This is a genomic window from Streptomyces sp. NPDC054047 (assembly GCF_055585065.1).
The window spans coordinates 443,481-466,366 of sequence record NZ_JBVJKV010000004.1 but is presented as its reverse complement, the minus strand read 5'-3'; the positions used below and the strand labels follow the sequence as shown (position 1 = coordinate 466,366).

Sequence of the window (22,886 nt, the reverse complement as noted above, 5' to 3'; positions counted from 1 at the left end):
CGTGCCGCCCGGACCCGCGCTCATCGGGCCGTCAACGGGCCATCAGTGCGAAGACCCCCCAGCCGACGTATTCACGCTGGTAGCGCGTGTAGTCGGCGGGGCCGGTGGTGAGCTCGGCCCGTACCTCGGCGGCCAGCTCGTCATCGGGATTCGCGTCGAGCCAGCGGCGCATGTTGAGCCACTGTGCCGCCTGGTACCGGTCCCAGCTGTCCTGATCGGCCAGCACCATTTCCACGACGTCGTACCCGAGATCGCCGAACTGCTCGATCAGCTCCGGCAGCAGCAGGAAGTCGTCCTTGTTGCCCGCGTGGCAGGCTTCGGCGGTTTCCTGGTCCGGCACTTCTCGGCGCCAGTACGGCTCACCGATCAGCATCAGGCCGCCGGGGCGCAGACTCTTGTCCAGCAGCTCGACGGTGCCGGCCACGCCGCCGCCGATCCAGGTGGCGCCGACGCATGCGGCGAGACCGACCGGCTCGTGCGCGACGAAGCCGACGGCGTCGTCGTGCACGAAGGTGACCCGGTCGGCGACACCGAGATCAGCAGCACGGGCGCGCGCCTTCTCGGTGAACACCGTGCTGATGTCCACCCCGGTCCCGGTGACCCCGTGGTCACGGGCCCAGGTGCACAGCAACTCGCCCGACCCGCTGGCCAGATCGAGCACACGCGTCCCGGGAGCCAGGTGCAGTGCCTGGCCCAGGTCGGCGAGCTTGCCCGGGGTGATCGGGTTGTGGAGGCGGTGGCTACTTTCGCGAATGGTGAAGATGCGTGGAAGATCCACGAGAGGTGTTCCTTCGGTTTGATGAGGTCATGGCGTCTGCGGGAGACAGCCGACCGGAGTCGGCAGCCGTGGCTCGGACCGTCATCAACACACCTCGTTAGAACGCATGGATCTTGAGCCGCCGAGTGTAGACATCCCGGATCGGCCTCTCCACCGAATTACTGCCGCTTCGAGCGGGGCGAGCCAAGCAGCCGAGCTGCCCGGGCGGCCCGAGCTGCCCGGGCGGCCCGCAGCCAGAACGACGTCGGCAGGAACACCAGGTCCCCCACGACGGTGATCGCCGAGAACATCGGCAGCGCCATCAGCAGACCGATGCCCAGATGCGTGCCGAGCGTCACGACCAGGACCGCGTACTTGAGCCGCGGGATGAACACGAGCACGGGGAACAGGAGTTGAGAGGCGACGGTCACGTAGGCGAGCAGCGCCATGCCACTCCCCTGCGCCGCCAGCCAGTGGGAGAGCTCCGGGAAGGTCACGAAGTCGTCGAGACGCAGGGCGTAGTGCAGCGCACTGCCGTCCCGCCACGTCGAGCCGCGGATCTTGTAGAGAGCCGCGGTGCCGTAGACCACCATCACCTGGAAGGCGATCAGCGCCATGCCCGCATTGTGCAGCACGGTCACGACACGGCGCCGCAGCTCCTCGTAGGGCGTCACCGGTCCGGGGGTCGCACGCGCGGCGCGGCGGGCGTCCAGGGACCAGCGGCGGCCCGACGCGCACAGCACCAGATAGTTGGCGAACAGCAGGCTCAGCAGCTCGAACCCGCTGGCGGCGACAGCCGAGCGCATGTGGAAACCCGCGACGACGAAGGCGAACAGGACCGCCATGAGGCGGGTGTGCCAGCCCAGCAGGTAGAGCACGCTGACCACGACGGCCAGCACGTAGGCGGCCCAGAAGTAGTCGGGGCTCTGGGTGCCCAGCCAGGTGTACCACCAGGACATTCGGCCGTCGGCGCCGCGTGCCTCGACCGAGGCGCGGAAGAGGTCGGGGGTGTACGGGGATCCAGGGCCCCAGAGGCGGTCCGCGTGGCCCGCCTCGCGGAGCAGGTTGAGCAGGAAGAGGCCCGCGACACCGATGCGGAGGACCGCGGCACCGTACAGCCCGAACGGCGTGAGGCTCGCGGCGCGCAACCGGTCCCGCACGCGCCGGGTGCCGTCCTCGGTCGCGGCGGCTTCCTGGTCGGGGGCCTGGCGCAGTGTCATGGGAAGGCCTCCCAGGTGCCCAGGGGCCGGCGGCTCGCAGCTGGTGCGGGGCCGCCGGGCGGGGCGATGGGCACGGTGCGCAGGCGCAGTTCGACGGTGTCCGGGCGGGGCTCGCCGAGGTCTTCGAGGCGGACGACGACGGCATTGCGCAGGTATCGCGCGGCGGGGGTCAGCGGCGCCCTGAGCTGGGTGTGCGGTGAGGCCGCGAGGTGGGCGCCGACCGCCTTGCGCAGAACGGTCTGATCCTCCCGGCTGGGCAGCGGGTTGTCCCGGTGGGCGGCGATGTCGTGGGCGGTGAGGTCGATCCACCGGCCGGGGCGGTCCGCGCGCCAACTGCGGGCCTCCAGATGGGTGTTGGCGCGGGGCGGGTCGGGCGCGAAGATGTCCCAGTCCTGCGGGAAGAGCGGCCGCAGCCAGGCGTCGGCCTGCGCCGAGCGGGTGCTGTCCGAGGAGAGGGCGGAGCTCAGGTGCAGGACGAGGAACGCCATATGGGTCAGCACGACGGCCACGACCAGCAGGGCGGCGCCCCGCCCCACCGCCCGCAGCGGGCCGCCGAGCGGGGTGCCCCGGGGTGCCAGCGGATCGGGCGGCTCGACCAGGAGGGCCGTGTGCTCCGTGCCGTCCACGGGGCTCCGCCCTTACCCGGCCGACGGTGCCGAGGGTCCGACACCGGGCAGGTTCTCGCACTCCGGCGCCTTGTCGAAGGCTTGCTTGAGTGCGGGGTCGGCACGGAAGTCGTGGGCAGGGCCCTGGTAGCCGCCTGCCCTGTCCATGCCTTCGCCGGCCTTCTTCAGCGCCGCCTTCAGCGACTTCTCGTCGGTGACCTTGGCCTTCTTGAGCTCGGCTGTGGTGCCGGCGAGGCTGCTGCGGGCGCCCCGGAGGTTCTTGAGCGCCTTCTTGTACGCGGCGTCGCCGCCGTCCACGGGCGGTGCGCCGTCCTGCCGCATCTTCTTGTCCAGCGCGCCGAGTTGCCGGTCGAGCGCCTGCATGAAGGTGACGACCTCCGCGTGGTACTTCTTGGCGTCCTTCTGGTCCGCGGCGGGCAGCGTCAGCTTGGACCCGACGTCCTGCACGCTGTCGCAGACGTCCGAGGCCCAGTCGACCCGCGGTCCGTCGTCCACGCGTGAACTGCACCCGGACATCACCGTCGTGACCACGACCCCGAGGGTGGCGGACAGCAGCGCGGTGGTGCGCCGCTTGCGTCTCGTGTTCTGCACGCTTGACTCCCCTTCATCGGCTGAACGTGTCGATGTTCGCGATCTGCCAGGTCCCGCCCCGGTGGACCACGTCCACGGCGAACATCGCTGCCGCGTGCGTGGCCGAACCGCCCTTGGCGGTACTGGTGTTGCTCTGGTCGGCGAAGACCAGGACGCGGGCCCTGTCGCCGTCGACGACCTCGACCCCGCTGTGCGTGACGGTGGTGCTCAGGACGAGCTTGTGCCGGTCTCCCCCGGCGCGGACCTGCGCGAGCATCTGCCGGTGCTGGCCGACCGCCTTGCCGGTGAGGTACTTGTCCGCGGCCTTGTCGGTCCGGCCGGGGTCCGCGTGGTCGTAGGAGAAGACCGCGTCGACCGCCTGGCCGACCGTGCCCTTGACCTCGCTGGTGCGGACCGTGTCGGTGAGCGCCGCGTTGCGCAGGGCGGGCAGGTCGCGCTCGCCTTCGGCCCGGGTGTGGGCGAAGACCGCGAAGGCCGCGGCCAGTACGGCGAGCAGCGCGAGCAGCGGGGGCCAGGGGACAACTCCGCGGGCGGTCCGCGCGGGCCTCTCCCGTGGCTTCGGGCGCGGGGCCCGCGGTGCGGGCGTGGGTGTTTCCCGGGCCTTGACCGCGGCAAGGCGCCGCTGCCGGTTGACCATATGGCGTGTCGTCGACATGGATAGGCCCCTCAGTCGGACGGAGTGTCGGTGGGCGTCTCGCCCGCGGGGGCCTGGCCGAGGCCGCTCAGCTTCCAGCCGTCGCCGGTGCGGGTCAGCTCGCCGAGCAGCCGGCTCTCCTTGGTGCTCGGCTTCTTCTTCGGCGGGTCGACCGTGACCCGCATCGCGATCAGGACACCTGCCCGGCCCTCGCGCTCGTCCAGTTCGGTCACGGCGCCGGACAGCACCTCCGCCGTGGTGACCGTACGCGCGGTGCGCACCTGTTTCTCGAACTCGGGCCTGCCTTTGCGCAGTTCGTCGAGGAGGCTGCCGGTCGCGGACTGCTCCCAGGTGTCGAGGCCGCGCTCGAGGTCGCGGTGGTCGAGGGTGTTCATGTTCAAGGCGGCCTGTTCGCCCGCCGCGAGAACCTCGTCGCGGGTCTGTGCGAAACGCGCGGAGTCGTCGTGGGCCGCCGCGTACCAGGTCGAGCCCGCCCAGCCGGCGAAGCCCAGGGCGAGGGCGGCCGCCGCGGAGGCGAGCGAGAGTTTCGTACGCTGTCGCGATGTCGTACGTGCCATGTCCCTCTCCGGTGGAGCTCCGGTGGTGCCCTAGCGGGCCTTGATGTCGGTGATCGTCCAGTGGCCGTCGTGCAGGCGCGCGGTGACCGAGAGCTGGGCGGCCGCGGTGGTCGCCTTGGCGCCTTTGCGCTTGGCCCGCTGGTCGAGGAAGACCAGGAGCTGCGCCTTGTCGCCGGTGAGCTCGACGGCGCCGGCCCGTACGACCTGAGTGGTGAGCGACAGCTGCTGCTCGGTGACTTGCCTGCGGAGTTTGCCGAACAGGGCCCGGTAGTCCTTGGCCGCCTTGCCGCGCAGCAGGTCGCGTGCGCGTCGCTCGGTGGTGGACAGGTCGTCGGGTGTGTAGGTGAAGACGGTGGTGAGTGCGTCGCTGACGTCCGCGATGACCCGGCGGGTCCGCTCGCTGTCGGTCAGTGCCTGGTTGGCGGCGCCCGGCGCGTCGGCGGTGCGGTCGGTGAGGACCAGGAGTGTGCCGCCGGTCAGCAGCAGTGCGGCCAGGACGAGGGCGAGCAGTGTGCGGCTCCTGCGGCTCTCGCGTCGACGGGGCACGGGCCCCGTCCCGGCATCCGCATCCACACCCACGCCCACGCCCACGCCCACGCCCACGCCCACGCCTGCACCGGCTTCCGCCGCACGCTGGGTTCTCAGTCCGGCGCTCATCTGCATCCCCTCATTCCGTCGCGACCGGGACCGCGCTCAGCGAGCTGAGCTTCCAGCCCGCCCCCTTGTCGTCTAGGCCCGCCTCGAAGCGTTTGCGGTCGGTGGTGGACTTGCCGGTGCGGTCGGTCACCTCGACCCGGACGGTGGCGATGACCTTCGCCGTGCCTGCCCGGCTGTCCAGGGCGGTGACCGCCGCGTCGGTGACCGTGCCGCGGGTGTTTGTGCCCTCCTGTTCGAGGGCCTTGATGCTGTCGTCGCCGGTGCGCCGCAGTTCGTCCGCGAGTGGCCCGTTCGCCGCCTTGGTCCAGGCGCGCAGCGAGGTGCGTACGTGTTTGCCGTCCATGGTGTTGAGTACCGCGATGTGCGTGCGGGCGGCGTCCAGTGCGCTGTCGCGGTCGCGGGCGTAGGTCAGATCGTCGTCGGCCCGCGTGTGCGCGTACGTCCATCCCGCGAAGCCGCAGAACACTGCTCCCGCCAGTAGCGCGGCCGACCATGCGCTCCGTCGCCTCATGACTCCTCTGTCCGTCACCACTCCCCCATCCCGAGCAGCCCGCCCAGGTCGTCCGGACTGTTGGACGGCGCCTGGCCCTGTCCGAGAGCGCCTGAGCCCGGCCGGGCGGGTGCGGGCACGCCGCCGCGCGGTGCGTTGCCCGAGCCGCGTACGTTCTGACCGCTGCCGGGGCCCGCGGTGCAGGCCGCCTTGGTGTTGGCGGGGGCTGGTGAGGTGTCCAGGCCGTTGCGGTAGGTGGTGCCGCCGTATCCGGCGGTGCAGGGCAGCGGCTTGAAGAAGGTGGTGATCATGCCGAAGCGCACGCCGTCGGGGCCGATGGCGGTGGCTCCGGTGGCGGCGACCTGCGGGATACGCACCATGAGTTCGCGGGTGCCGCGCTGGCGGGTCACCAGGAGCTCGGAGGTGGTGACGAGGTTGGCGAGCACGACGCTCAGGCCGGGGTCGGTGTCGTGCAGCAGCGCGGTGAACTGGGTGGCCGCGTCCGGGGTCTGCGCGATGAGCCGGCGCAGGTCGGGGTCGGACTTCTTGAGCTGGGCGGCCAGCTCGGCGGTGCCGCTCGCGAAGGACTTCAGGGCGTCGGACTGCTGGTTCTGGGTGCGCAGGACCGTCTCGCCGTCGATGAGGAGCTTGGTGGTGGCGGGCAGTGACTTCTTGGCCGCCCGGATGAATTCGCTGCTGGTGTCGATGAGGATCTGCAGGTCCTGCCCGCGCCCCTCGAAGCTTCTGCCGAGTTCGTCGACGACCGTGCGCAGTGCGGCGGTGTCCACCGAGGAGGCGAGCCGGTCGACGCTGGTGAGTACGTCGGTGACCGGCGCGGGAGTCTGTGTGGCCGCACGCGGGATCACCGAGCCGTCGGCGAGATAGGGCCCGTCGTCCGTGCGCGGGCTCAGGTCGAGGTACTGCTCGCCGACCGCCGAGAGGTTGGCGACCTTGGCCTCCAGGTCGCTGGGGATCTTCGGCGCCGATTTCTTGATGCGGATGCGGGCCTCGACTCCGTCGGGGGTCAGCTCGACGGCTTCGACGCGGCCGACGTCGACGCCCCGGTAGGTGACGTTGCCGTGGCTGAACAGGCCGCCGGTCTGGGCGAGTTGGACCTTGACCGTGTAGTGGTCGCGGGCGCCCACGTACCGTCCGAGGTCGGCGTACGTCGTCGCGATGTAGGCGAGGACGAACACGCCGAGAACGAGGAAGGCGATGTTCTTGAGGTGAGTGGAGCGGGTGATCACTGGGAGTCGCCTCCTGAGGTTCCGGTGACCGCGGGCAGCGGCAGGGACGAGCGCGTGGCGGTGCCGCCGCCTCCGCGGACCGGTGGCACGATCTCCGTGCCGGGGGCCGCGGCGATCTTCAGGTAGACGTTGAGGTAGTCGCCCTTCACTCCGGTGAGCACCTCGTCCGTGAACGGGTAGGTGAACATCACCTGGAGCGACTCGGGCAGGTCGGCGCCCGAGTCGGCGAGGTTCTTCAGGACCGGGACCAGGGCCTTGAGGTCGGCCACCAGGTCGTCCTTGGTGCGGTCGACGGTGTCGACGGCGACCGTGGAGAGCGAGTCCAGGGCGCGCAGCATGCCGACGAGGGAGGAGCGCTGGTCGCTGAGGACCTTCAGGCCGGGCGGCAGGTCCCGCAGGATTTCGCCGATCTCGCGGTCACGGGTGGCGAGGGTGGTGGAGAGCCGGTTCATGCCGTCGAGGGCGGCGGTGATGTGTTTCTTGTTCGTGTTCAGGCTCTTGGCGGTGGTGTTGATCTGCTGCAGCACGGAGCGCACGTCGCCTTCCTTGCCGCCCAGTGCCTTGTTGAGTTCGCGGGAGATGGTCCGGATCTGCTGGACGCCGCCGCCGCTGAGCACCATCGACAGGGCGCCGAAGACCTCCTCGATCTCGGGGTTGCGGTTGGTGCGGGCCAGCGGGATGACGTCCCCGTCGCGCAGCCGGCCCCGGTTGCCCGCGTACGCCGCCGTGGTGCCGGCCTTGGTGTCCTGGACGTCGGGGCGGGCCTGCATGTCCTGGGGGGCGGCGAGCTGGACGTACTTCTCGCCCAGGACGCTGGATTGCTCGAGGTTGGCGTAGGCGTTGGCGGGCAGCCGTACGCCGCCGTTGACCTTGAGGGTGACGCGGGCGGCCCAGCCGTTGTCGGCGAGGGACACCCGGGTCACCCGGCCGACGTCCACGTCGTTGACCTTGACCGCGGAGTGCGGGAAGAGACTGACGACGTCGCGGAACTCGGCGGTGATCTCGTACGGATGGTCGCCGAGGTCGGCTCCGCCGGGCAGCGGCAGATCCTCCAAGCCGTCGAAGTCCGGCAGGCCGCCGGCGCCCAGGGCCAGGCCGACCAGGGACACGGTCAGGCAGAGGCCCATCGCGATGCGTGCGGTACGGCGTTTCATGGTCGGCCTCCCCCGGCGTTCTTGGCCGTGCCGTACACGGTGCCGATGGGCGGCAGCGGCAGCACGGGCAGGTTCTTGACCTGTTGTTCGGGGACGGCGACGAGATCCTCTGCGCCGCTGCTCCTGGTGCCTCTTGCTCCGGCCAGTTCGTTGATGTTGGCTCGTCCGTCGATGGTGCGGGTGCGCGGGTTGTAGGCCTGGTCGAGGTTGGCGGCGGCCAGCGGCAGGACGTCCAGGGCTTCGGCCACCGAGGCCCGCTGCTCGACGACGGAGTGGGTCAGGCCCGCCAGCTTGTCCACGTTCGACTTCAGGCGGCCCCGGTTGTCCTTGATGAAGCCCTTGACCTGACCCAGCGCCGTGCCGAGCTCTTTGAGGGCGCCCGCGAGGTCGTCCTTGTCCGCGGCGAGGAAGCCCGCCACTTCGGATAACTGCGTTTCGGCGCGGGCCACTTGGCCGTCCTTGCGCTTGAGCATGCTGATGAACTCCTGCAGCTGCTCGACGGTTTTGACGAGGTCGCCGCTGTTGCCGTTGAGGACGGCGGAGGCGCCTCCGAGCTGGTGGATGGTGTCGCCGATGTCCTTGCCGTTGCCGTCGAGATTCTTCGCTCCCGTCTCGACGAGTCCGGCCAGGGCGCCGTCCTTGTTCGCACCGTCGGGTCCCAGGGCGTCGCTCAACTCCGTGACGCTCTTGAGGAGTTCGTCGACCTCGACGGGGGTCGCGGTGTGCTCGGCGCTGATGACGTCCCCGTCGCGGATCTGCGGTCCACTGCTGTAGGCGGGGCTGAGCTGTACGAACCGGCCGGAGACCACGCTGGGGGCGACCACGACGGCCTGGACGCGGGCGGGCACCTTGACTCCTTCGTCGAGGGTGAGCCGTACCCGTACCTGTTTGCCCTGCGGCCGGATCTCGTCGACGCTGCCGACGCGGACCCCGAGCACTCTGAGGTCGGATCCTTCGTGGACGGCGACGGCCCGGTCGAAGTAGGCGGTGATGTGCTTGCCGTCCCCGCCGCGCGCCAGGGCGGTCACGCCGGCGATCCCGCCCGCGGCAAGGAGCGCGAGGACGACGAGGATGACCACGAGCCGTCCGCCCCACAGGGCGCCGGTCGCGTCCGCGATCCGCTCGCCGATCCCGGGTCTGGCGCGTTGGTGTACGCGGGCGCGCGCTGGGGTGCGGGCTTGCGCCTGGGTGCGGGCCATCAGCGTCCGCCTCCTTGTTTCGGCGGCCTGCATCCGGTGGCCGGGTCCGTGCCCGCGGGCAGATAGTCCTTGGGGACGAGCCCGCACAGGTAGCCGTCCATCCAGCGCCCGTTGCCCAGCGTGTTGCCGACGAGCCGGTAGTACGGTCCGGCGGCGGCCAGGGCCTTGTCCAGGTTCTTCTGGTTCTTGCTCAGCACGCCGGTGACACGGTCGAGCGCGGCCAGCGCGGGGCCCAGTTCGCGCTCGTTGTCGTCGACGAGACCGCCGATCTCGATGCCGAGGTCCCGGGCGCCGGTGAACAGCGCGTGGATGGACTTGCGGCGGTGGCGTACCTCCTCCAGCAGCAGATTGCCGTTGTCGAGCAGCCGCTCGAACTGCTTCTTCTTGCTGTTCACGGAGGTGGTGAACTGAGCTGACCCGTCGAGGAGTTCGGACAGTTCGTCGTTGCGCGTGGAGACCGTCCTGGAGAGTGCGCTGAGGCCCTTCATGGCCTTGCGGACATGCGGCGGAGTGTTCTTGAAGGCTCCCGAGACGGCCTTGAAGCTCTTGGCGAGCTGGTCCTCGTCCAGCGCACCGGTCGTGCGGCTCAAGCCGTTGAAGGCTTCCATCACGTCGTACGGGGAGGTGGTGCGGCGGGTCGGGATGCGCTCGCCGGGGTCCTGTCGGCGGCTGCCGAGCGGGTCGACAGCCAGGTATTTGGCGCCCAGGAGGGTCTTGATGGCGATGCCGATGGTGCTGCGGTCACCGATCCAGGCGTCCTTCACCTCGAAGGTGACCTTCACCTTGGGGCCGTCCAGGGCGACGTCCTGCACCTTGCCGACCCGTACGCCCGCGATCCGCACCTCGTCGCCCGCCTTGAGTCCCACCGAATCGCGGAAGTCGGCGGTATAGCGGGTGCCGCCGCCGATCACGGGCAGTGATTCGGCGTTGTAGGCGAGCAGACCGATGAGGGTCATGGCCAGCAGCCCGGCCAGGGCCACGGACACCGGGTTGCGCTCGTTGACGGGTTTGATGCGGGGGCGCCGCAGCCGCGGCAGCTTCGGGCGCGACCGCTTCGCACCGGAAGGCTTCCCGCCGGGCGGCTTCATGCGCGACACCTCGCATCCTTGATCGCGAGTCCGGTCGGCGGCGGGCTGTCGTCGTAGGTCGAGACACCGCTGACCTTCGCCTCGCAGAGATAGAGGTTCAGCCAGGAGCCGTAGGAGGCCATCCGGGAGATGGCGGCCATCTTCTGCGGTGTCTTCTCCAGGAAGTTCTCGATCAGGGGTTCGTTGTCGGCGAGGGTCGTGGACACCCGCCCCAGATCACGGATGCCGTCCTTCAGGGGTGCCCGGCTCTTGCCGAACAGGTCGGCCGTGCTCACGCTGAGCTTGGCCAGCGAATCGACGGACCGGCCGACGCTCTTGCGGTCGCCGGAGAACCCGGAGACCAGCTTCTCGACCGTGCCGATGAGTTCGGTGAAGCCCTTCTGCCGGGTGTTGACCGCTTTGAGGACGCGGTTGAGGTTGCTGATGACCTCCCCGATCACCCGGTCCTTGGCGGCGACCGTGGTGGTCAGCGAACCGACGGTCGCCAGCAGGCTCTCGACCGTGCCGCCCTCGCCCTGAAGAACCTGCACGATCGACCCCGCGAGTTCATTGGTGTCCTGCGGGGACAGGCCCTGCATCAGCGGCTGGAACCCGTTGAACAGCTGGGTCAGGTCGAGCGCCGGGGTGGTGCGGCTCAGCGGGATGGTCTGCCCCGGCTCCAGGGTGCGGCCGACCGGTCCGGCCCCGCGGCGCAGATCGACGAAGCGCTGCCCGAGCATGTTCAGGTACTTGATGGACGCCGTCGCGGAGGCAGGCAGCCGCCGCTCGCCCTCCAGCGTGAACTCGACCTGTGCGTAGCGGCGTTGGACGACCTCGACCGACGACACCTGGCCCACCTTCACCCCGGCGACGCGCACCGAGTCGCCCTCGTTGAGTCCGGTGGCATCGGTGAACCAGGCCTTGTAGCTGCGGGTCCCGCCGACATCGGTGCCCGCGACGCTCAGGGCCAGGACGGTGGTGGCCAGGGCGGTCACCACGATGAAGATCAGCGATTTGACGGCGGGGCCGGTCAGGCTGCGCTGTCCGCTCACCTCAGCTTCACCTCCGCCCCGCGGAAGGCCGGTCCGGCGAGCACACTCGACCAGTCGGGCAGGGCGCCGCGCCGGCCTGGGTCCGGAGCGGCGAGCAGTTCGGTGACAAGGTCGTTCTCCTGGGGCGAGTTGGCCACGCCGAGCCCGCCGGACACCCCGCTCAGGGTGGTGGCCGTGCTCTGCTGCGCGGCGTACGAGCCGCCCGTGTAAGGGACGGGGTAGCAGCGCGGCCCGCCGCCCGCGTCATAGCGGGGCGTGTCCCGGCCCGGCGCGTAGGCGCCTCGCGAGGGGACGACCCGCACATCGACCCGCAGGCCGGGCCGGTCGGTGCCCTTGCCCAGGGCGGCGTCCATCGCCGGTACGAAGTCGGCGACCGTGCTCAGAGTGCAGGGGAAGGCGGGCGCGTAGCGGGCGATGATCTCCAGGGTCGGGCGGCTGGTGGCGGTCAGGCGGATGAGGTTGGCCCGGTTGGCGCGCAGCCAGCTGCCGGTCTCCTGGGAGCTGCTGGTGACGGATGCGTACAGGGTGGACAGCTCGGCTCGCTGGGCGGCGATGGTGGCACTGGTGGTGGTGGCGTCGTGCAGCGCGTCGACCAGGTCGGGGGCCGCGTCGGCGTAGGTGTCGCTCAGCTCGACGAGTGCTTTGATGTCGCGGTTGAGGGACGGCAGATGAGGGTTGAAGTCCTTCAGGTAGCCGTTCAGCTCCACCAGCGCGTCGCCGATCTTCTCGCCCCGTCCTTCGAGGGCCTGGGCGAGGGCGGACAGCGTCGCCGAGAGCTTCTGCGGCTGTACGGCGGTCAGCAGGGGCAGCAGATTGTCGAGCACCTGCTCCAGCTCGACGGCGCTGCGGCTGCGGTCCTGCGGGATGACGCTGCCTGCGGCGAGCGGACGCGAGGAAGGGTTATCGGGCGGGACGAGGGCCACGTACCGCTGTCCGAACAGGGTGGTCGGCAGCAGTTGGGCCCGCACGTCGGACGGAACCCGGCCGAGCTTGTCGGGCTGGAGGGCGAGGGTGAGCCGCGCGGTGCGGCCGCCGGTGTCGATCTTCTCGACCTCGCCGACGACGACGCCGCGCAGCTTGACCTCGGCGCTGGGGTGCATCTCGCTGCCGGCCCGCCCCGTCTCGACGACGACGGTCGCCGAGTCGGTGAACTCCTTCTCGTATACGGCGATGGAGAGCCACACCAGCAGGGCGGGCACCACGAGGTACACCACTCCGGCGAGCCGCCTGCGGCGGGCCAGGGCGCCCTCGCCGGGGCGCGTGCGCGCCGCGGGCATCGCCGCCGGGCGGGTCGGGGTCTTGGGCGGGGCGCTCATCCGGCGACCTTCACGGTGGTCGTGGCGCCCCACAGCGCCAGGCTGAGGAAGAAGTCGGTGACGCTGATGAGGACGATCGCGGTGCGCACGGAGCGGCCGACGGCCACCCCGACGCCGGCGGGGCCGCCCGAGGCGCGAAAGCCGTAGTAGCAGTGCGCGAGGATCACGAGCACGCTGAAGATCAGCACTTTGAGGAAGGACAGGAGCACGTCCGTCGGGACCAGGAAGAGGTTGAAGTAGTGGTCGTAGGTGCCCGTGGACTGCGAGTTGAACAGCACGGTCGTCGCCCGTGAGGCGAGGTAGGAGCCGAGCAGCCCGATGCCGTAGAGCGGGATGACGGCGATGGCGCCGGCCACGATGCGGGTGCTGACCAGGAAGGGCGTGGAGCGCACGCCCATGCTCTCCAGGGCGTCGACCTCTTCGTTGATGCGCATCGCGCCGAGTTGCGCGGTGAAGCCCGCGCCGACCGTGGTGGACAGGGACAGGGCGGCGACGAGCGGGCCGATCTCGCGGGTGTTGAAGTAGGCGGAGACGAAGCCGGTGAACGCGTCGGTGCCGATCTGGCTGAGCGCCGCGTACCCCTGGAGGCCGACGACGGTGCCGGTGAAGACGGTGATGCCGATCATCACGCCGACGGTGCCGCCGATCACCCCGAGCCCGCCGCTGCCGAAGGCGACCTCGGCGAGCAGGCGCTGGATCTCCTTGGGGTAGCGGCGCACGGCGCGCGGGATCCAGAACAGCGCCCGCAGGTAGAAGAGGAGTTCGTCGCCGGGCCGGTCCAGCCAGGCGAAGGCGCGGCTCTTGCCGCCGGGTTCCATCAGGGCCATGGCTCACAGCCCCTTCGGGGGGACGAGCTGGAGATAGACGCCCGTCATGACCATGTTGACGAAGAAGAGGATGAGGAAGGTGAAGACGACGGACTGGTTGACCACATCGCCCACGCCTTTGGGGCCGCCCTTGGGGTTGAGGCCGCGGTAGGCGGCGACGACGCCGGCGATGAAGCCGAAGATCAGCGCTTTGAGCTCGCTGATGTAGAGGTCGGGCAGTTGGGCAAGGGCGGAGAAGCTGGCCACGTACGCGCCCGGGGTGCCGTTCTGCATCACGACGTTGAAGAAGTAGCCGCCCAGGGTGCCGACCACGGAGACCAGGCCGTTGAGGAGCAGCCCCACCAGCATCACGGCGAGCACCCGGGGCACGACCAGGCGCTGAACGGGCGATACGCCCATGACCCGCATGGCGTCCAGTTCCTCGCGGATGGTGCGCGATGCGAGATCCGCGCAGATCGCGGATCCGGCGACGCCCGAGATGAGCAGGGACACGATCAGCGGGCTGGCCTGCTGGATGATGACCAGGACGCTGGCGCCGCCGGTGAAGGACTGGGCGCCGAACTGCTCGATGAGGGAGCCCACCTGGAGGGCGATGACCGCGCCGAAGGGGATGGTCACCAGCATCGCGGGCAGGATCGTGACGCTCGCGATGAACCAGAACTGCTCGACGAACTCGCGCCACTGGAAAGGCCGTTTGAAGATCAGGCGGAGCACGCTGACGGCCAGCGCGAACATGTGGCCGATCTCGCGCAGCACGCCCAGGCCCGGCAGGGGCTGACGTGGTGCGGGGGGTGCGCTCATGTGGCCGCTCCCCTGGCGACCCGGGGTGCGGCGAGCGTGGGGGTGTCCGCCTCTCGCAGGCTCGCCTCGATGGCGCGGCGGGCCGCGGGCGGCAGCTCGTGCAGCATGCCCTGGACCCGCTCCCGGCGGCGGCGCACCGCCTGGCGCTCGGGCAGTCCTGGAGTGGGCGCCAGCTGCGGCACGATGGTGCGCTCGGTGGCGGGTCCGGCGACGATGCCGTGCGCGGCCTCCAGGTCCAAGGTGGCCTGGTCCTTTTCCTCGGACATGCCGATGGGGCCTGCCCTGCGGGCGCTGAGGAACTGCTCGACCACCGGTTCCTCGCTGGTCAGGAGCACTTCGCGCGGCCCGAACGTGACGAGGTTGCGGCGGAACAGCATCCCCATGTTGTCCGGGACGGTCGCCGCGATGTCGAGGTTGTGGGTGACGATGAGCATCGTCGCGTCGATCTCCGCGTTGATGTCGATGAGCAGCTGCGAGAGATACGACGTGCGCACCGGGTCGAGCCCCGAGTCCGGCTCGTCGCACAGGATGATCTGCGGGTCGAGCACCAGCGCCCGGGCCAGGCCCACACGTTTGCGCATGCCGCCCGATATCTCGCCGGGCAGCTTCTTCTCGGCACCGGCCAGACCGACCAGATCGAGCCGCTCCATGACGATGCGGCGGATCTCCGATTCCTTCTTGCGGGTGTGCTCGCGCAGCGGGAAGGCGACATTGTCGAAGAGGCTGAGCGAGCCGAAGAGCGCGCCGTCCTGAAACATCAGGCCGAACAGCTTGCGGGCCTCGTACACGTCCCGTTCGCGGCTGTTGACCATGTCCACCCCGTCGATGAGGACGTGCCCCTGCTCGGGGCGGACCAGGCCGACGATCGACTTCAGGAAGACCGTCTTGCCGGTGCCGGACGGGCCGAGCATCACGCTGACCTCGCCGCGCGGCAGGGTCAGGGTCACGTTCTGCCAGATGTTCTGCCTGCCGAACGACTTGGTCAGTCCTTCGACGACCACTTCGACTCCCATCGCACCTCCTTGCTCAGAGTTCGGGGTTGCTCACGGTTGAGGTCTCGGCCTTGCGCTGTCGGACCTCGGCTCGCTCGGCGATCAGCGGTTCGCTCAGTGATCAGCGACTTGCTCGGCGGTCAGAGGTCGGGAAGCTCCGGGATCTTGCAGGTCGTCGATCCGGCGCCGCAGACACGCCCCTGGCGGATCTTCAGTGCGTTGCCGGGCCCGGAGACCGCTCCGGACAGGAGGGCGTCCAGGTCCTCGCCGTTCGCGCCGCACCCCGAAAGCGCCGGGATGTCCAACTCGCCCTGGAGCAGACCGCCTTCGCTGACCGGATAGTTTCCGGTCAGTTCCGTCTCGACGGGCCGCGAGGTGCGGCAGCGGGGCCCGACGTCGAGGGGCACCCCGTTGACCCGTACGTCGTACAGGCGCAGATGCTGGCGGTAACCGACCCTGGTGACGGCCGGCTTGCCCGGCCGGATGATGTTGACGATGGTGGCCGGTTCGGGCTCGAAGCGGACCTTGGCGGTGGTCGGCTGGAACCCGAAGGTGAGGAACGTGCCCTGGGTGTCGGGCAGTTGCATGATGCCCAGGTGGTCGTACTCCACGTAGTCGGGCGCCCTGACCTCGCGCATCCGCATGGCCAGGTGCATGAGCCCGACCTGCCGCCCGCGCGGGTCGTTGACCAGGGCCGAGCTCTTGAGTTTGCGCAGCGTGGCAAAGCCCGCCGGCACCGCGCACATCGAGGTCGGTTCGAGCTCACTGGCTTCGCCGCCCGGCGGCACCGGCGGCAGCCGCTGGGGGTCGAGCTTGCCCGCGGGCGGCTGTGCGGGGCAGGCTTCCGTGGCGGCACGGGGCTGCGGCCCTGCGTCGATGCCCTTGGAGGTGTCGCGCGGCGTATCGAGCGGGGTATCGCTGTCCGGGGCCGCGGAGCCGGTGGCCGGCTGCGTGGGCGTCCCCGAGGCGGGCGCCTCGACAGGGACGGCGGCGATCAGGGTGTCCGCGCCCCGGGCCGGGGTGCAGGCCAGCTCGGCCGGGGCGGACCGCGCGCCCGGCGCGCCAGGAACTGAGGCCGTGAGGGTGAGGTCCAACTTCCCCGCCGTGAAGGTGACATCGCCCGCGGCGTCGACGGTGACGTACGGCACGCGGCCGCTGAAGCCGATCTCCATCGCGCCCCGGGCGGGCAGCTCCACGTCCGCGGACGTCAGGTCCGCCCACTGGGCCCCCACCCGCTCCCGTCCCTGGGCGACCGTCGTGGCCAGCACGGCCGTCCCCGTAACCGATGCCGTCCCCTGGGGCAGCAGCTCGGCCACGACCGGACGCGGCAGGCTCGCCCGTACGCTCACCGCCGTGGGCCTGATCGGTTTCCCGATCGCACCGCGGTCGGGAAACGTGGCGTCGAAGGCGACCTCGACCTGCCGGGTGCCCGAGGGCAGTGCGCAGTCGTACGCGGCCGCGAGCCGGGCCTCCCGCTGATCCCGCGCGGCCGAGCCCGAGCCCGGCAGCAGGCCGAGCACACAGGCCACCACGACAACCGCGGCCAGTCGTGCGGTGCGCCCGCCGCTCAGGGCACCAGTCATCGCTGCTCTCCGATCAGAGGCGGACCCCGCGGCAGGGGGGCCGCCGCGGGGTCCGATGGAGTGGTCCTCACGCAGTCCCCGGGGAGAGCCGGGACCACTTGCGCGAAGGGGCATCCGCACCCGGAGGACCGAAGCAGACATCGGGCAATACCGTCCGACAAGGCCCGACCTGCTTCCCGTTCCGTTGCGATCCGGACCTTACGCACGGGTAACTCGGCGGCGCAACGGCCGAATTGGAAAAGCATCCCGGACCGAAATCACCAGGCATTTCCTTGTCCTCGGCACAGCAAATCCGAGAGCGGCTTCGTACGCAGGTGAGCACTCCGCGCCCGCCCTCTTGACGAAGGGCGCATCCAGCTCTCCTCGCGCGAACACAACCGGAAGCAGGTACTCGCTTTTGTCACCCGGACCACAACATGCGGAAGAGGTTCATCCCGCGGTGAGCACTCTGCTTCCGACCTCTTGACGGACCCCGCTCGGGCAGGGCGCCCTGAACACCTCACCAGTGGAACGGCGTTGACCGAAAGGGAGTGATGAGCAGGGTGCGCACCGGCTGTCCATGGTCTACCGTGCCACTGGTTCCAAAGCGCCAAGATCAGTTGTGACCCGCCGCCAGCCGGCGGCCACCGGGGTCGCCCGGGACCGGTTTCGTCCCCAGCCACTGCCGGTCAGCGGTTTCGATCACGGGCGGAGTAAGGGGAGTTCCATGACGACTGCATTAAAGGCGGGAGATGCGGGGCATCCGGTGTCCGCTCTCCCTCGCGAGTTCGCCGCGATCATGCGCCCAGAACTGCCCGGACTCATCCAGGAAGTCATCGACGAGATCCACCGCTCCTACCCCGAGTACGCGGAAGTCCTCGACGGCCCCTATTCCCGGGCCGTACATCTTATCGTCGAGCACAATCTGACGAGCTTCGTGGACCAGGTCGCCGCCCCGGACACCTCCACCGTCCAACGCGACAAGGTGTGCCGCATGTTCGGCCGCTTCGAGGCCTACGAGGGCCGCAGCCTGGACACCATGCAGGCGATCTTCCGGCTCGGCGCCCGGCTCGCCCTCAACCGGGCCAAGGGCGTACTGCGGCGGCTCAATCTGCCGGCCGGCCTGATGCTCTCCTTCGCCGACGCCCTCCTGGCCTACGTGGACAACCTGATGGAGGTTTCCCGCGAGGGCTACCAGGAAGCCCGCGCCGAGATGGAGCAGGGCCAGGACATCCAGCGCCAGCGGCTCCTGAAGCACCTCCTTTCGGAGGTCTCCGTCCCCCGGGCGACCCTCGTCGAACTCGCCGAGCGCGCCAAGTGGCAGCTGCCCGACGAGGTCACACCGATCGCGTTCAGCACGGACGGACGGCCGGACCGGGGCGCCATCGCCGAGGACGTCCTGGTCGACCTGGGCTCCTCGCTGCCGCACGCCCTGATCCCCGGGCCCGTCGACGAGCACCGCCGCGCCTTCATGGACGCGGCCCCGCACACCATCCGCGCAGCCGTGGGACTGACCGTGCCGCTGGCGGACGCGGCGGAGTCCTTACGCTGGGCCCGAAGAGCCCTGGGTCTTGCCGAGGCGGGCATCCTGGAGCAAGCCGCCTACATCCACTGCGAGGACCACCTGGTAGCCCTCTCCCTCTTCGCCGATCCCGGCCTCATCTCGGCGCTCGCCAAGCAGCAGCTGGCTCCGCTGGCGGGCCTCACGGCCAATCAGCGCGACCGGCTCATCAGCACCCTGCGCGCGTGGCTCGACACCCGCGGAAACGTCCTGCAGATGGCCGACGTGCTCCATCTGCACCCGCAGACGGTCCGCTACCGGCTGCGCAATCTGGAGAAGGTCTTCGGCGACCTCCTGGCCTCACCGGACGCCCGGTTCGCCACCGAACTGGTCCTGCGCGCGCTGGAGTTGCGCTCCCGCCGGAACACCACGACGCATCGCCCGGGCCCATCGGCCATCACGGGCTGACCAGAGGGCTGGATACCCGAGGTGGGATGGCACGCAGAAGAGCGCCTCACGGAACCCTGGCACCGTGTCCGAAGGCTGATCCCGTGGGGCCGGGTTGGGGTTACAGCATTCGGTCGACCAGCCCGTCGACGTAGTCCGGGGTGAGCTCCATGCCGAACAGGACGCGGATATACATCGGGGCCATGATGTGGTCCAGCACGTCGAACGCGTCGGGCGCGTGCTCGCCACGTTCGCGGGCGCGATCGAGCATGGACTGCAGTTGCCGGGTGCGTTCGGCGCGGAGGTCGTCACCCGCCTGCAGGCCCTGCTGACCGCTGCCCGACAGGGCGACGGCCAGGCGCAGCACCATCAGACCGTCAGGTCCGGTGATCTCGCGGGCCACTTGCGCCGCGTACGTGCGCAGGTCGCCGGCCAGACTCCCGGTATCGGGCATCGGCGACTGCGCGTTGAGGCGGGCGAGCGCCACATCGGTGAGCAGGTTTTCCAGGCTGCCCCACCGGCGATAGATGCTGCTGTCGGCTACGCCCGCGCGGGCCGCGACCTCCCCGACGGTGAAGTTGCCGTAGCCACGCTCATTGATCAGGTCGATGACGGCCTGATGCACCGCCGCACCGACGCGGGCGCTGCGCCCGCCGGGCCTCCGGGCTCGCTGTCGCTCGTTCATGCCCCCACCTTAACGCAGTCGCCGCTTGCGTTTACGGGGCAGCCCTCCCTATAGTCGCCTAACGCAGTCGCTGGCTGCGTTAGAGCGCCCGGTATTCGTCCGTGTCGGCCATGTCGGCCATGGAGAGGCGCGACCGAACGTTGAGAGGAATCCCCATTACTGCATCACCCGCGTCCCCAGGCAGTCGACGAAACCGGGCCGTGCTGCTCACGGTGACCTGCCTGGGCCAATTCATGGTCCTGCTCGACAACACGATCGTTGGAGCAGCGCTGCCCGACATGCAGCACCGGCTGCACACCGAGCTGACCGGTCTGCAATGGATCGTCGACGCGTACGTACTGCTGGTCGCCATGCTGCTGCTGTCCGGCGGTGTCTTCGCCGACCGGTTCGGCCGCAAGCGGGTGTACCTGACCGGTGTTGCGGTGTTCACCGCCGCGTCGGTGCTGTGCAGCCTCGCGCCCTCGGTCGGCTGGCTGGTCGCAGGCCGGGTGCTGCAGGGCATCGGGGCCGCGGCGCTGAGCCCGGCCTCGCTCGCCCTGCTCGCCGCCGCCTATCCCGTGCCGCAAGAACGGGTCAAGGCGATCGGGCTGTGGGCCGGACTCAGTGGAATCGGTCTGGCCGCGGGCCCCGTGGCCGGCGGCGTGCTGACGGATGCCTTCGGCTGGCCCGCCATCTTCCTGGTCAATGTGCCCATCGGCGTGGCCCTTCTGCTGCTCGGTCTGCGCAGCCTTGAAGAGGCCCGCAATCCGAACGCCCCCGCGATCGATGTCCCGGGGACGGTGCTGTCCGTTCTGGGGGTGGGGGCGCTGACCTACGGACTGATCGAGGGTGGTGCCCGCGGCTGGACGTCGCCGGTGATCCTGGCCGGCTTCACCGCCGCCGTGCTCCTCCTCGCCGCCTTCGTCGCCGTCGAAGCGCGTCGCTCTGTTCCGATGCTGCCGCTGCGGCTGTTCCGCGAGCGCCTGTTCACCGTGTCCAACACCGCCATGGTCGTGGTGGGATTCGCGCTCATGGGCTCGTCGTTCTTCTTCTCCCAGTACTTCGTGTACGTCCAGGGCAGCTCGATCCTGCGCGCCGGCCTGCAGACCCTGCCGGTATCCCTCGCCATGGTGATCGTCAGCCCGTACGCGGGCCGGCTCGCCGCCCGGTACGGCTTCCGCATCGTGGTGACCACCGGCATGTCCCTGGCCGGACTGGGCCTCCTTGCGCTCGGCATGGTGCACGCCGACACCGGCTACGGGAACGTGTGGTGGCGGCTGGGCGTCATCGGCACCGGCTTCGCCCTGACCATGTCCCCGCTGACGGGAGCCGCCATGCAAGCAGTCAGCCCGCAGGAGGGCGGCCTCGCATCAGGCATCAGCAGCACCACCCGACAGATCGGCGCGGTGCTCGGCGTGGCGCTACTCGGAGCCATCGTCCGCACCCGGCAATCCGGCGGCGCCTCCTTCGAGACCGGCCTCAACAGCGCCTTCCTCGCTGCCGGTGCCGTCACGTTGGCCACCGCCGTGTTCACCGGCCTGTGGCTGGCCCGGTCCCATCCCGCGGAAGGCTCCGCCGCGCCGCAACGCTCCACCGATCCAGATACGGCCCCCACCTCGAACAAGGCGCCCGCGAACAGCCGTTGACGGCGACACCGACCTCGGCCGGGAGGGACGTCCCACCAGATGATCCCCCGGCGGGACGCCTCCCGGCCAACAGGATGACGCTCCGCACCTCTCACGAATGACCCCCGCGAGAGGTTCGAGAACGCCCGCGAGCGATCATGTCCGGCAGCATCGACGCACCACAGGACGCGGCACCCGCACCCCCGCACCGCTGACCCATCCGCGTGCCCGCACCCTCCCCGGTTGCCCTCACGAAAGAGCCATCAGCATGCCTGCCACCACCGACCCCACACCGTTCACCGACTGGCTCAACGGCCATGCCGTCCCGCTCAGCCACCTCGACCCGGACGCGCCCCTGGACGACCTGGAGCCACTGCGCGGCATGATCGACGGTGTCCGCGTGGTCGCCCTCGGCGAACACTCCCACTTCATCGCCGAGTTCGCCCAGATGCGCCAGCGCATCCTGCGGTTCCTGGTCGAACGCTGCGGCTTCACCGCCCTGGCCTTCGAATACGGCTTCAGCGAAGGCTTCCCCCTCGGCGCCTGGGCGCAGGGCCAGGGAGCGGACGACGACCTCGCCGCCCACCTCGCGGGAACCATCCCCATCGGACTCCAGGAGCCGCTGCGCTTCCTGCGCCGGCACAACCGCACCGCCACACCACCGGTCAGCTTCGCGGGAATCGACATCCCGGCGGCGGGCGGGTCACTGCTCCCCGCCCTGACCCCGGTCGCCGACTACCTGCGCCAGATCGACCCCGAAACGCTGCCGACGGTCCAGGCCGCGATGAGGATCGCCGAGTCCTTCGCCGGGGACTCCGCAGCCGTGGCCGCACCCGCCTGGGCCCGCCTGGCCACCGCCGAACAGGACACCCTCAGCGCGCTCCTGGCCCGCCTGCTCATCCGATTCCGCTCCCTGAAACCGCTGTACCTCTCCCGCGGAGACCGGCGCAGCTACGACATCGCCCTGCGGCGCCTCGAAGGCGCCTGCCACGGCGACTACACCTTCCGCGCCATGGCCGGCCTCTTCGCCGGGGACGGCCTCACCGCCGACACATCGGCCCGCGACCTCTACATGGCCCAATCACTCCTGTGGCACCTGAACCACCTCGAACCCGATGCCCGCGTCATCCTGGTGGCCCACAACGCCCACATCCAGAAGACACCGATCACCTTCGACGGCCACCTCACCGGGCTCCCCATGGGGCAGCACCTGCACAACGCCTTGGGTGACGCGTACTTCGCCCTCGGACTCACGAGCCCCACGGGACACACCGCCGAGATGCGCCGCGACGAGAAGGCTCCCTTCGGATTCGCCATCGACGACACCCCGCTGGGGCCGCCTGAGCCCGGAAGCATCGAAGCCGCCTTCGCCGACACCGGTACCGGACTCGGCATGGCCGACCTCCGCCGGGCACGAACAAAGAACCTCAGCGGCCCCGACCGCATCCGACTGCAGAGCGTCTACCTGCACACCCCCGTCCTCGACGCCTTCGACGGCATCCTCAGCACCCCGGCCTCCACCATCGCCGACATCGCCGACATCGCACCGAGTTGAGACCCGCGGGAGGCTGTCGCCGTCGTCCACCACGGCGACGCTGGCACCACATGCACGGGCGCCCTGGCCGGTGCGCCCCAAGTGGTCGGACCCCAGCTGACGGACCATCCGTACTGGGCCGGCCGCGAACCACGGTCGGTGTTGATGGACCGTGAGGATGCCGACTGATGTCTACTCGCCCCACGAGCATTGTCTATCGCCGCTCCGCAGCCGGGACGGAGCCGCTCTGGCTGGCGTACGCCGGGGGCGCGTTGAGAATGCGAGCCAGCAGTACCCGCCCGAAGTATTTCGGTAAGGCGTGACGTGCACTGTGCGGTCTGCTGT

General features: G+C 70.1%; 22 protein-coding genes. 3 read left to right on the top strand and 19 right to left on the bottom strand.

Going from position 1 to position 22,886, the window contains the following annotated elements:
• Positions 1–31: 31 nt before the first annotated feature.
• The 18 genes from ACZ6ZP_RS18925 to ACZ6ZP_RS18840 all read right to left on the bottom strand — a co-directional run bounded on the left by ACZ6ZP_RS18925 (position 32) and on the right by ACZ6ZP_RS18840 (position 16,791).
• Positions 32–778 (bottom strand): SAM-dependent methyltransferase, encoded by a 747-nt coding sequence (locus tag ACZ6ZP_RS18925; RefSeq protein WP_469407569.1) that lies wholly within the window; start codon positions 776–778, stop codon positions 32–34.
• 158 nt (positions 779–936) lie between these two features.
• On the bottom strand, positions 937–1,977 hold the full coding sequence (locus ACZ6ZP_RS18920) for an HTTM domain-containing protein (RefSeq protein WP_469407568.1): 1,041 nt from the start codon (positions 1,975–1,977) through the stop codon (positions 937–939).
• Complete coding sequence (locus ACZ6ZP_RS18915) at positions 1,974–2,603, bottom strand: DUF5819 family protein (protein WP_361472307.1); 630 nt, start codon at positions 2,601–2,603, stop codon at positions 1,974–1,976. Before ACZ6ZP_RS18915 ends, ACZ6ZP_RS18920 begins: the two co-directional genes overlap by 4 nt.
• Positions 2,604–2,615: 12 nt before the next feature.
• Complete coding sequence (locus ACZ6ZP_RS18910; protein WP_351167631.1) at positions 2,616–3,194, bottom strand: hypothetical protein; 579 nt, start codon at positions 3,192–3,194, stop codon at positions 2,616–2,618.
• A 13-nt stretch (positions 3,195–3,207) separates the two neighbouring features.
• Positions 3,208–3,849, bottom strand: a complete 642-nt coding sequence (locus ACZ6ZP_RS18905) for a hypothetical protein (RefSeq protein WP_469407566.1) — start codon at positions 3,847–3,849, stop codon at positions 3,208–3,210.
• An 11-nt stretch (positions 3,850–3,860) separates the two neighbouring features.
• Positions 3,861–4,406 (bottom strand): hypothetical protein, encoded by a 546-nt coding sequence (locus tag ACZ6ZP_RS18900; RefSeq protein ID WP_469407564.1) that lies wholly within the window; start codon positions 4,404–4,406, stop codon positions 3,861–3,863.
• A 30-nt stretch (positions 4,407–4,436) separates the two neighbouring features.
• Positions 4,437–5,063 (bottom strand): hypothetical protein, encoded by a 627-nt coding sequence (locus tag ACZ6ZP_RS18895; RefSeq protein WP_469407563.1) that lies wholly within the window; start codon positions 5,061–5,063, stop codon positions 4,437–4,439.
• 10 nt (positions 5,064–5,073) lie between these two features.
• A complete protein-coding gene (locus ACZ6ZP_RS18890; protein WP_469407561.1) occupies positions 5,074–5,574 on the bottom strand; it encodes a hypothetical protein in 501 nt (166 codons plus the stop codon).
• 14 nt (positions 5,575–5,588) lie between these two features.
• Positions 5,589–6,800: an MlaD family protein gene (locus ACZ6ZP_RS18885; RefSeq protein WP_469407560.1), complete on the bottom strand. Its 1,212-nt coding sequence runs from the start codon at positions 6,798–6,800 to the stop codon at positions 5,589–5,591.
• Positions 6,797–7,954: an MlaD family protein gene (locus tag ACZ6ZP_RS18880; protein ID WP_469407559.1), complete on the bottom strand. Its 1,158-nt coding sequence runs from the start codon at positions 7,952–7,954 to the stop codon at positions 6,797–6,799. The genes ACZ6ZP_RS18885 and ACZ6ZP_RS18880 overlap by 4 nt, the downstream gene beginning before the upstream one ends.
• Positions 7,951–9,153 carry an MCE family protein gene (locus ACZ6ZP_RS18875; RefSeq protein WP_469407557.1) on the bottom strand — a complete coding sequence of 401 codons (1,203 nt, stop codon included), beginning with the start codon at positions 9,151–9,153 and terminating at the stop codon, positions 7,951–7,953. Before ACZ6ZP_RS18875 ends, ACZ6ZP_RS18880 begins: the two co-directional genes overlap by 4 nt.
• Positions 9,153–10,241 (bottom strand): MCE family protein, encoded by a 1,089-nt coding sequence (locus ACZ6ZP_RS18870; protein ID WP_469407698.1) that lies wholly within the window; start codon positions 10,239–10,241, stop codon positions 9,153–9,155. Before ACZ6ZP_RS18870 ends, ACZ6ZP_RS18875 begins: the two co-directional genes overlap by 1 nt.
• On the bottom strand, positions 10,238–11,272 hold the full coding sequence (locus ACZ6ZP_RS18865; RefSeq protein WP_351167648.1) for an MCE family protein: 1,035 nt from the start codon (positions 11,270–11,272) through the stop codon (positions 10,238–10,240). Before ACZ6ZP_RS18865 ends, ACZ6ZP_RS18870 begins: the two co-directional genes overlap by 4 nt.
• Positions 11,269–12,549 (bottom strand): MCE family protein, encoded by a 1,281-nt coding sequence (locus ACZ6ZP_RS18860; RefSeq protein WP_351167919.1) that lies wholly within the window; start codon positions 12,547–12,549, stop codon positions 11,269–11,271. Before ACZ6ZP_RS18860 ends, ACZ6ZP_RS18865 begins: the two co-directional genes overlap by 4 nt.
• A gap of 35 nt (positions 12,550–12,584) precedes the next feature.
• Positions 12,585–13,406: an MlaE family ABC transporter permease gene (locus tag ACZ6ZP_RS18855; protein WP_351167920.1), complete on the bottom strand. Its 822-nt coding sequence runs from the start codon at positions 13,404–13,406 to the stop codon at positions 12,585–12,587.
• A 12-nt stretch (positions 13,407–13,418) separates the two neighbouring features.
• Positions 13,419–14,216 (bottom strand): MlaE family ABC transporter permease, encoded by a 798-nt coding sequence (locus ACZ6ZP_RS18850; protein ID WP_351167650.1) that lies wholly within the window; start codon positions 14,214–14,216, stop codon positions 13,419–13,421.
• Entirely contained in the window at positions 14,213–15,229 is a 1,017-nt protein-coding gene (locus ACZ6ZP_RS18845; RefSeq protein ID WP_351167652.1) for an ABC transporter ATP-binding protein, read from the bottom strand. The genes ACZ6ZP_RS18850 and ACZ6ZP_RS18845 overlap by 4 nt, the downstream gene beginning before the upstream one ends.
• Positions 15,230–15,348: 119 nt before the next feature.
• Entirely contained in the window at positions 15,349–16,791 is a 1,443-nt protein-coding gene (locus ACZ6ZP_RS18840; protein ID WP_351167654.1) for a DUF6801 domain-containing protein, read from the bottom strand.
• 706 nt (positions 16,792–17,497) lie between these two features.
• On the opposite strand from ACZ6ZP_RS18840, the gene ACZ6ZP_RS18835 reads away from it, so the two are divergent.
• Positions 17,498–18,739, top strand: coding sequence for a PucR family transcriptional regulator (locus ACZ6ZP_RS18835; RefSeq protein ID WP_351167656.1), 1,242 nt, complete (start codon positions 17,498–17,500; stop codon positions 18,737–18,739).
• 100 nt (positions 18,740–18,839) lie between these two features.
• Here the strand turns inward: ACZ6ZP_RS18835 and ACZ6ZP_RS18830 are convergent, their stop codons facing one another.
• Positions 18,840–19,403, bottom strand: a complete 564-nt coding sequence (locus ACZ6ZP_RS18830; RefSeq protein WP_361472347.1) for a TetR/AcrR family transcriptional regulator — start codon at positions 19,401–19,403, stop codon at positions 18,840–18,842.
• A 119-nt stretch (positions 19,404–19,522) separates the two neighbouring features.
• Here ACZ6ZP_RS18830 and ACZ6ZP_RS18825 point away from each other — a divergent pair, with 119 nt between their 5' ends.
• Positions 19,523–21,028 carry an MFS transporter gene (locus ACZ6ZP_RS18825; RefSeq protein WP_469407695.1) on the top strand — a complete coding sequence of 502 codons (1,506 nt, stop codon included), beginning with the start codon at positions 19,523–19,525 and terminating at the stop codon, positions 21,026–21,028.
• A gap of 247 nt (positions 21,029–21,275) precedes the next feature.
• Positions 21,276–22,562 (top strand): erythromycin esterase family protein, encoded by a 1,287-nt coding sequence (locus tag ACZ6ZP_RS18820; protein ID WP_469407556.1) that lies wholly within the window; start codon positions 21,276–21,278, stop codon positions 22,560–22,562.
• The last annotated feature ends 324 nt before the right edge of the window (positions 22,563–22,886 follow it).

Excerpts from the sequence above, each read along its gene's own strand:
- ACZ6ZP_RS18920 (WP_469407568.1), bottom strand. The coding sequence starts at position 1,977 with ATGACACTGCGCCAGGCCCCCGACCAGGAAGCCGCCGCGACCGAGGAC.
- ACZ6ZP_RS18905 (WP_469407566.1), bottom strand. The coding sequence starts at position 3,849 with ATGTCGACGACACGCCATATGGTCAACCGGCAGCGGCGCCTTGCCGCG.
- ACZ6ZP_RS18900 (WP_469407564.1), bottom strand. The coding sequence starts at position 4,406 with ATGGCACGTACGACATCGCGACAGCGTACGAAACTCTCGCTCGCCTCC.
- ACZ6ZP_RS18895 (WP_469407563.1), bottom strand. The coding sequence starts at position 5,063 with ATGAGCGCCGGACTGAGAACCCAGCGTGCGGCGGAAGCCGGTGCAGGC.
- ACZ6ZP_RS18890 (WP_469407561.1), bottom strand. The coding sequence starts at position 5,574 with ATGAGGCGACGGAGCGCATGGTCGGCCGCGCTACTGGCGGGAGCAGTG.
- ACZ6ZP_RS18880 (WP_469407559.1), bottom strand. The coding sequence starts at position 7,954 with ATGAAACGCCGTACCGCACGCATCGCGATGGGCCTCTGCCTGACCGTG.
- ACZ6ZP_RS18875 (WP_469407557.1), bottom strand. The coding sequence starts at position 9,153 with ATGGCCCGCACCCAGGCGCAAGCCCGCACCCCAGCGCGCGCCCGCGTA.
- ACZ6ZP_RS18870 (WP_469407698.1), bottom strand. The coding sequence starts at position 10,241 with ATGAAGCCGCCCGGCGGGAAGCCTTCCGGTGCGAAGCGGTCGCGCCCG.
- ACZ6ZP_RS18860 (WP_351167919.1), bottom strand. The coding sequence starts at position 12,549 with ATGCCCGCGGCGCGCACGCGCCCCGGCGAGGGCGCCCTGGCCCGCCGC.
- ACZ6ZP_RS18855 (WP_351167920.1), bottom strand. The coding sequence starts at position 13,406 with ATGGAACCCGGCGGCAAGAGCCGCGCCTTCGCCTGGCTGGACCGGCCC.
- ACZ6ZP_RS18850 (WP_351167650.1), bottom strand. The coding sequence starts at position 14,216 with ATGAGCGCACCCCCCGCACCACGTCAGCCCCTGCCGGGCCTGGGCGTG.
- ACZ6ZP_RS18845 (WP_351167652.1), bottom strand. The coding sequence starts at position 15,229 with ATGGGAGTCGAAGTGGTCGTCGAAGGACTGACCAAGTCGTTCGGCAGG.
- ACZ6ZP_RS18840 (WP_351167654.1), bottom strand. The coding sequence starts at position 16,791 with ATGACTGGTGCCCTGAGCGGCGGGCGCACCGCACGACTGGCCGCGGTT.
- ACZ6ZP_RS18835 (WP_351167656.1), top strand. The coding sequence starts at position 17,498 with ATGACGACTGCATTAAAGGCGGGAGATGCGGGGCATCCGGTGTCCGCT.
- ACZ6ZP_RS18830 (WP_361472347.1), bottom strand. The coding sequence starts at position 19,403 with ATGAACGAGCGACAGCGAGCCCGGAGGCCCGGCGGGCGCAGCGCCCGC.
- ACZ6ZP_RS18825 (WP_469407695.1), top strand. The coding sequence starts at position 19,523 with ATGGAGAGGCGCGACCGAACGTTGAGAGGAATCCCCATTACTGCATCA.
- ACZ6ZP_RS18820 (WP_469407556.1), top strand. The coding sequence starts at position 21,276 with ATGCCTGCCACCACCGACCCCACACCGTTCACCGACTGGCTCAACGGC.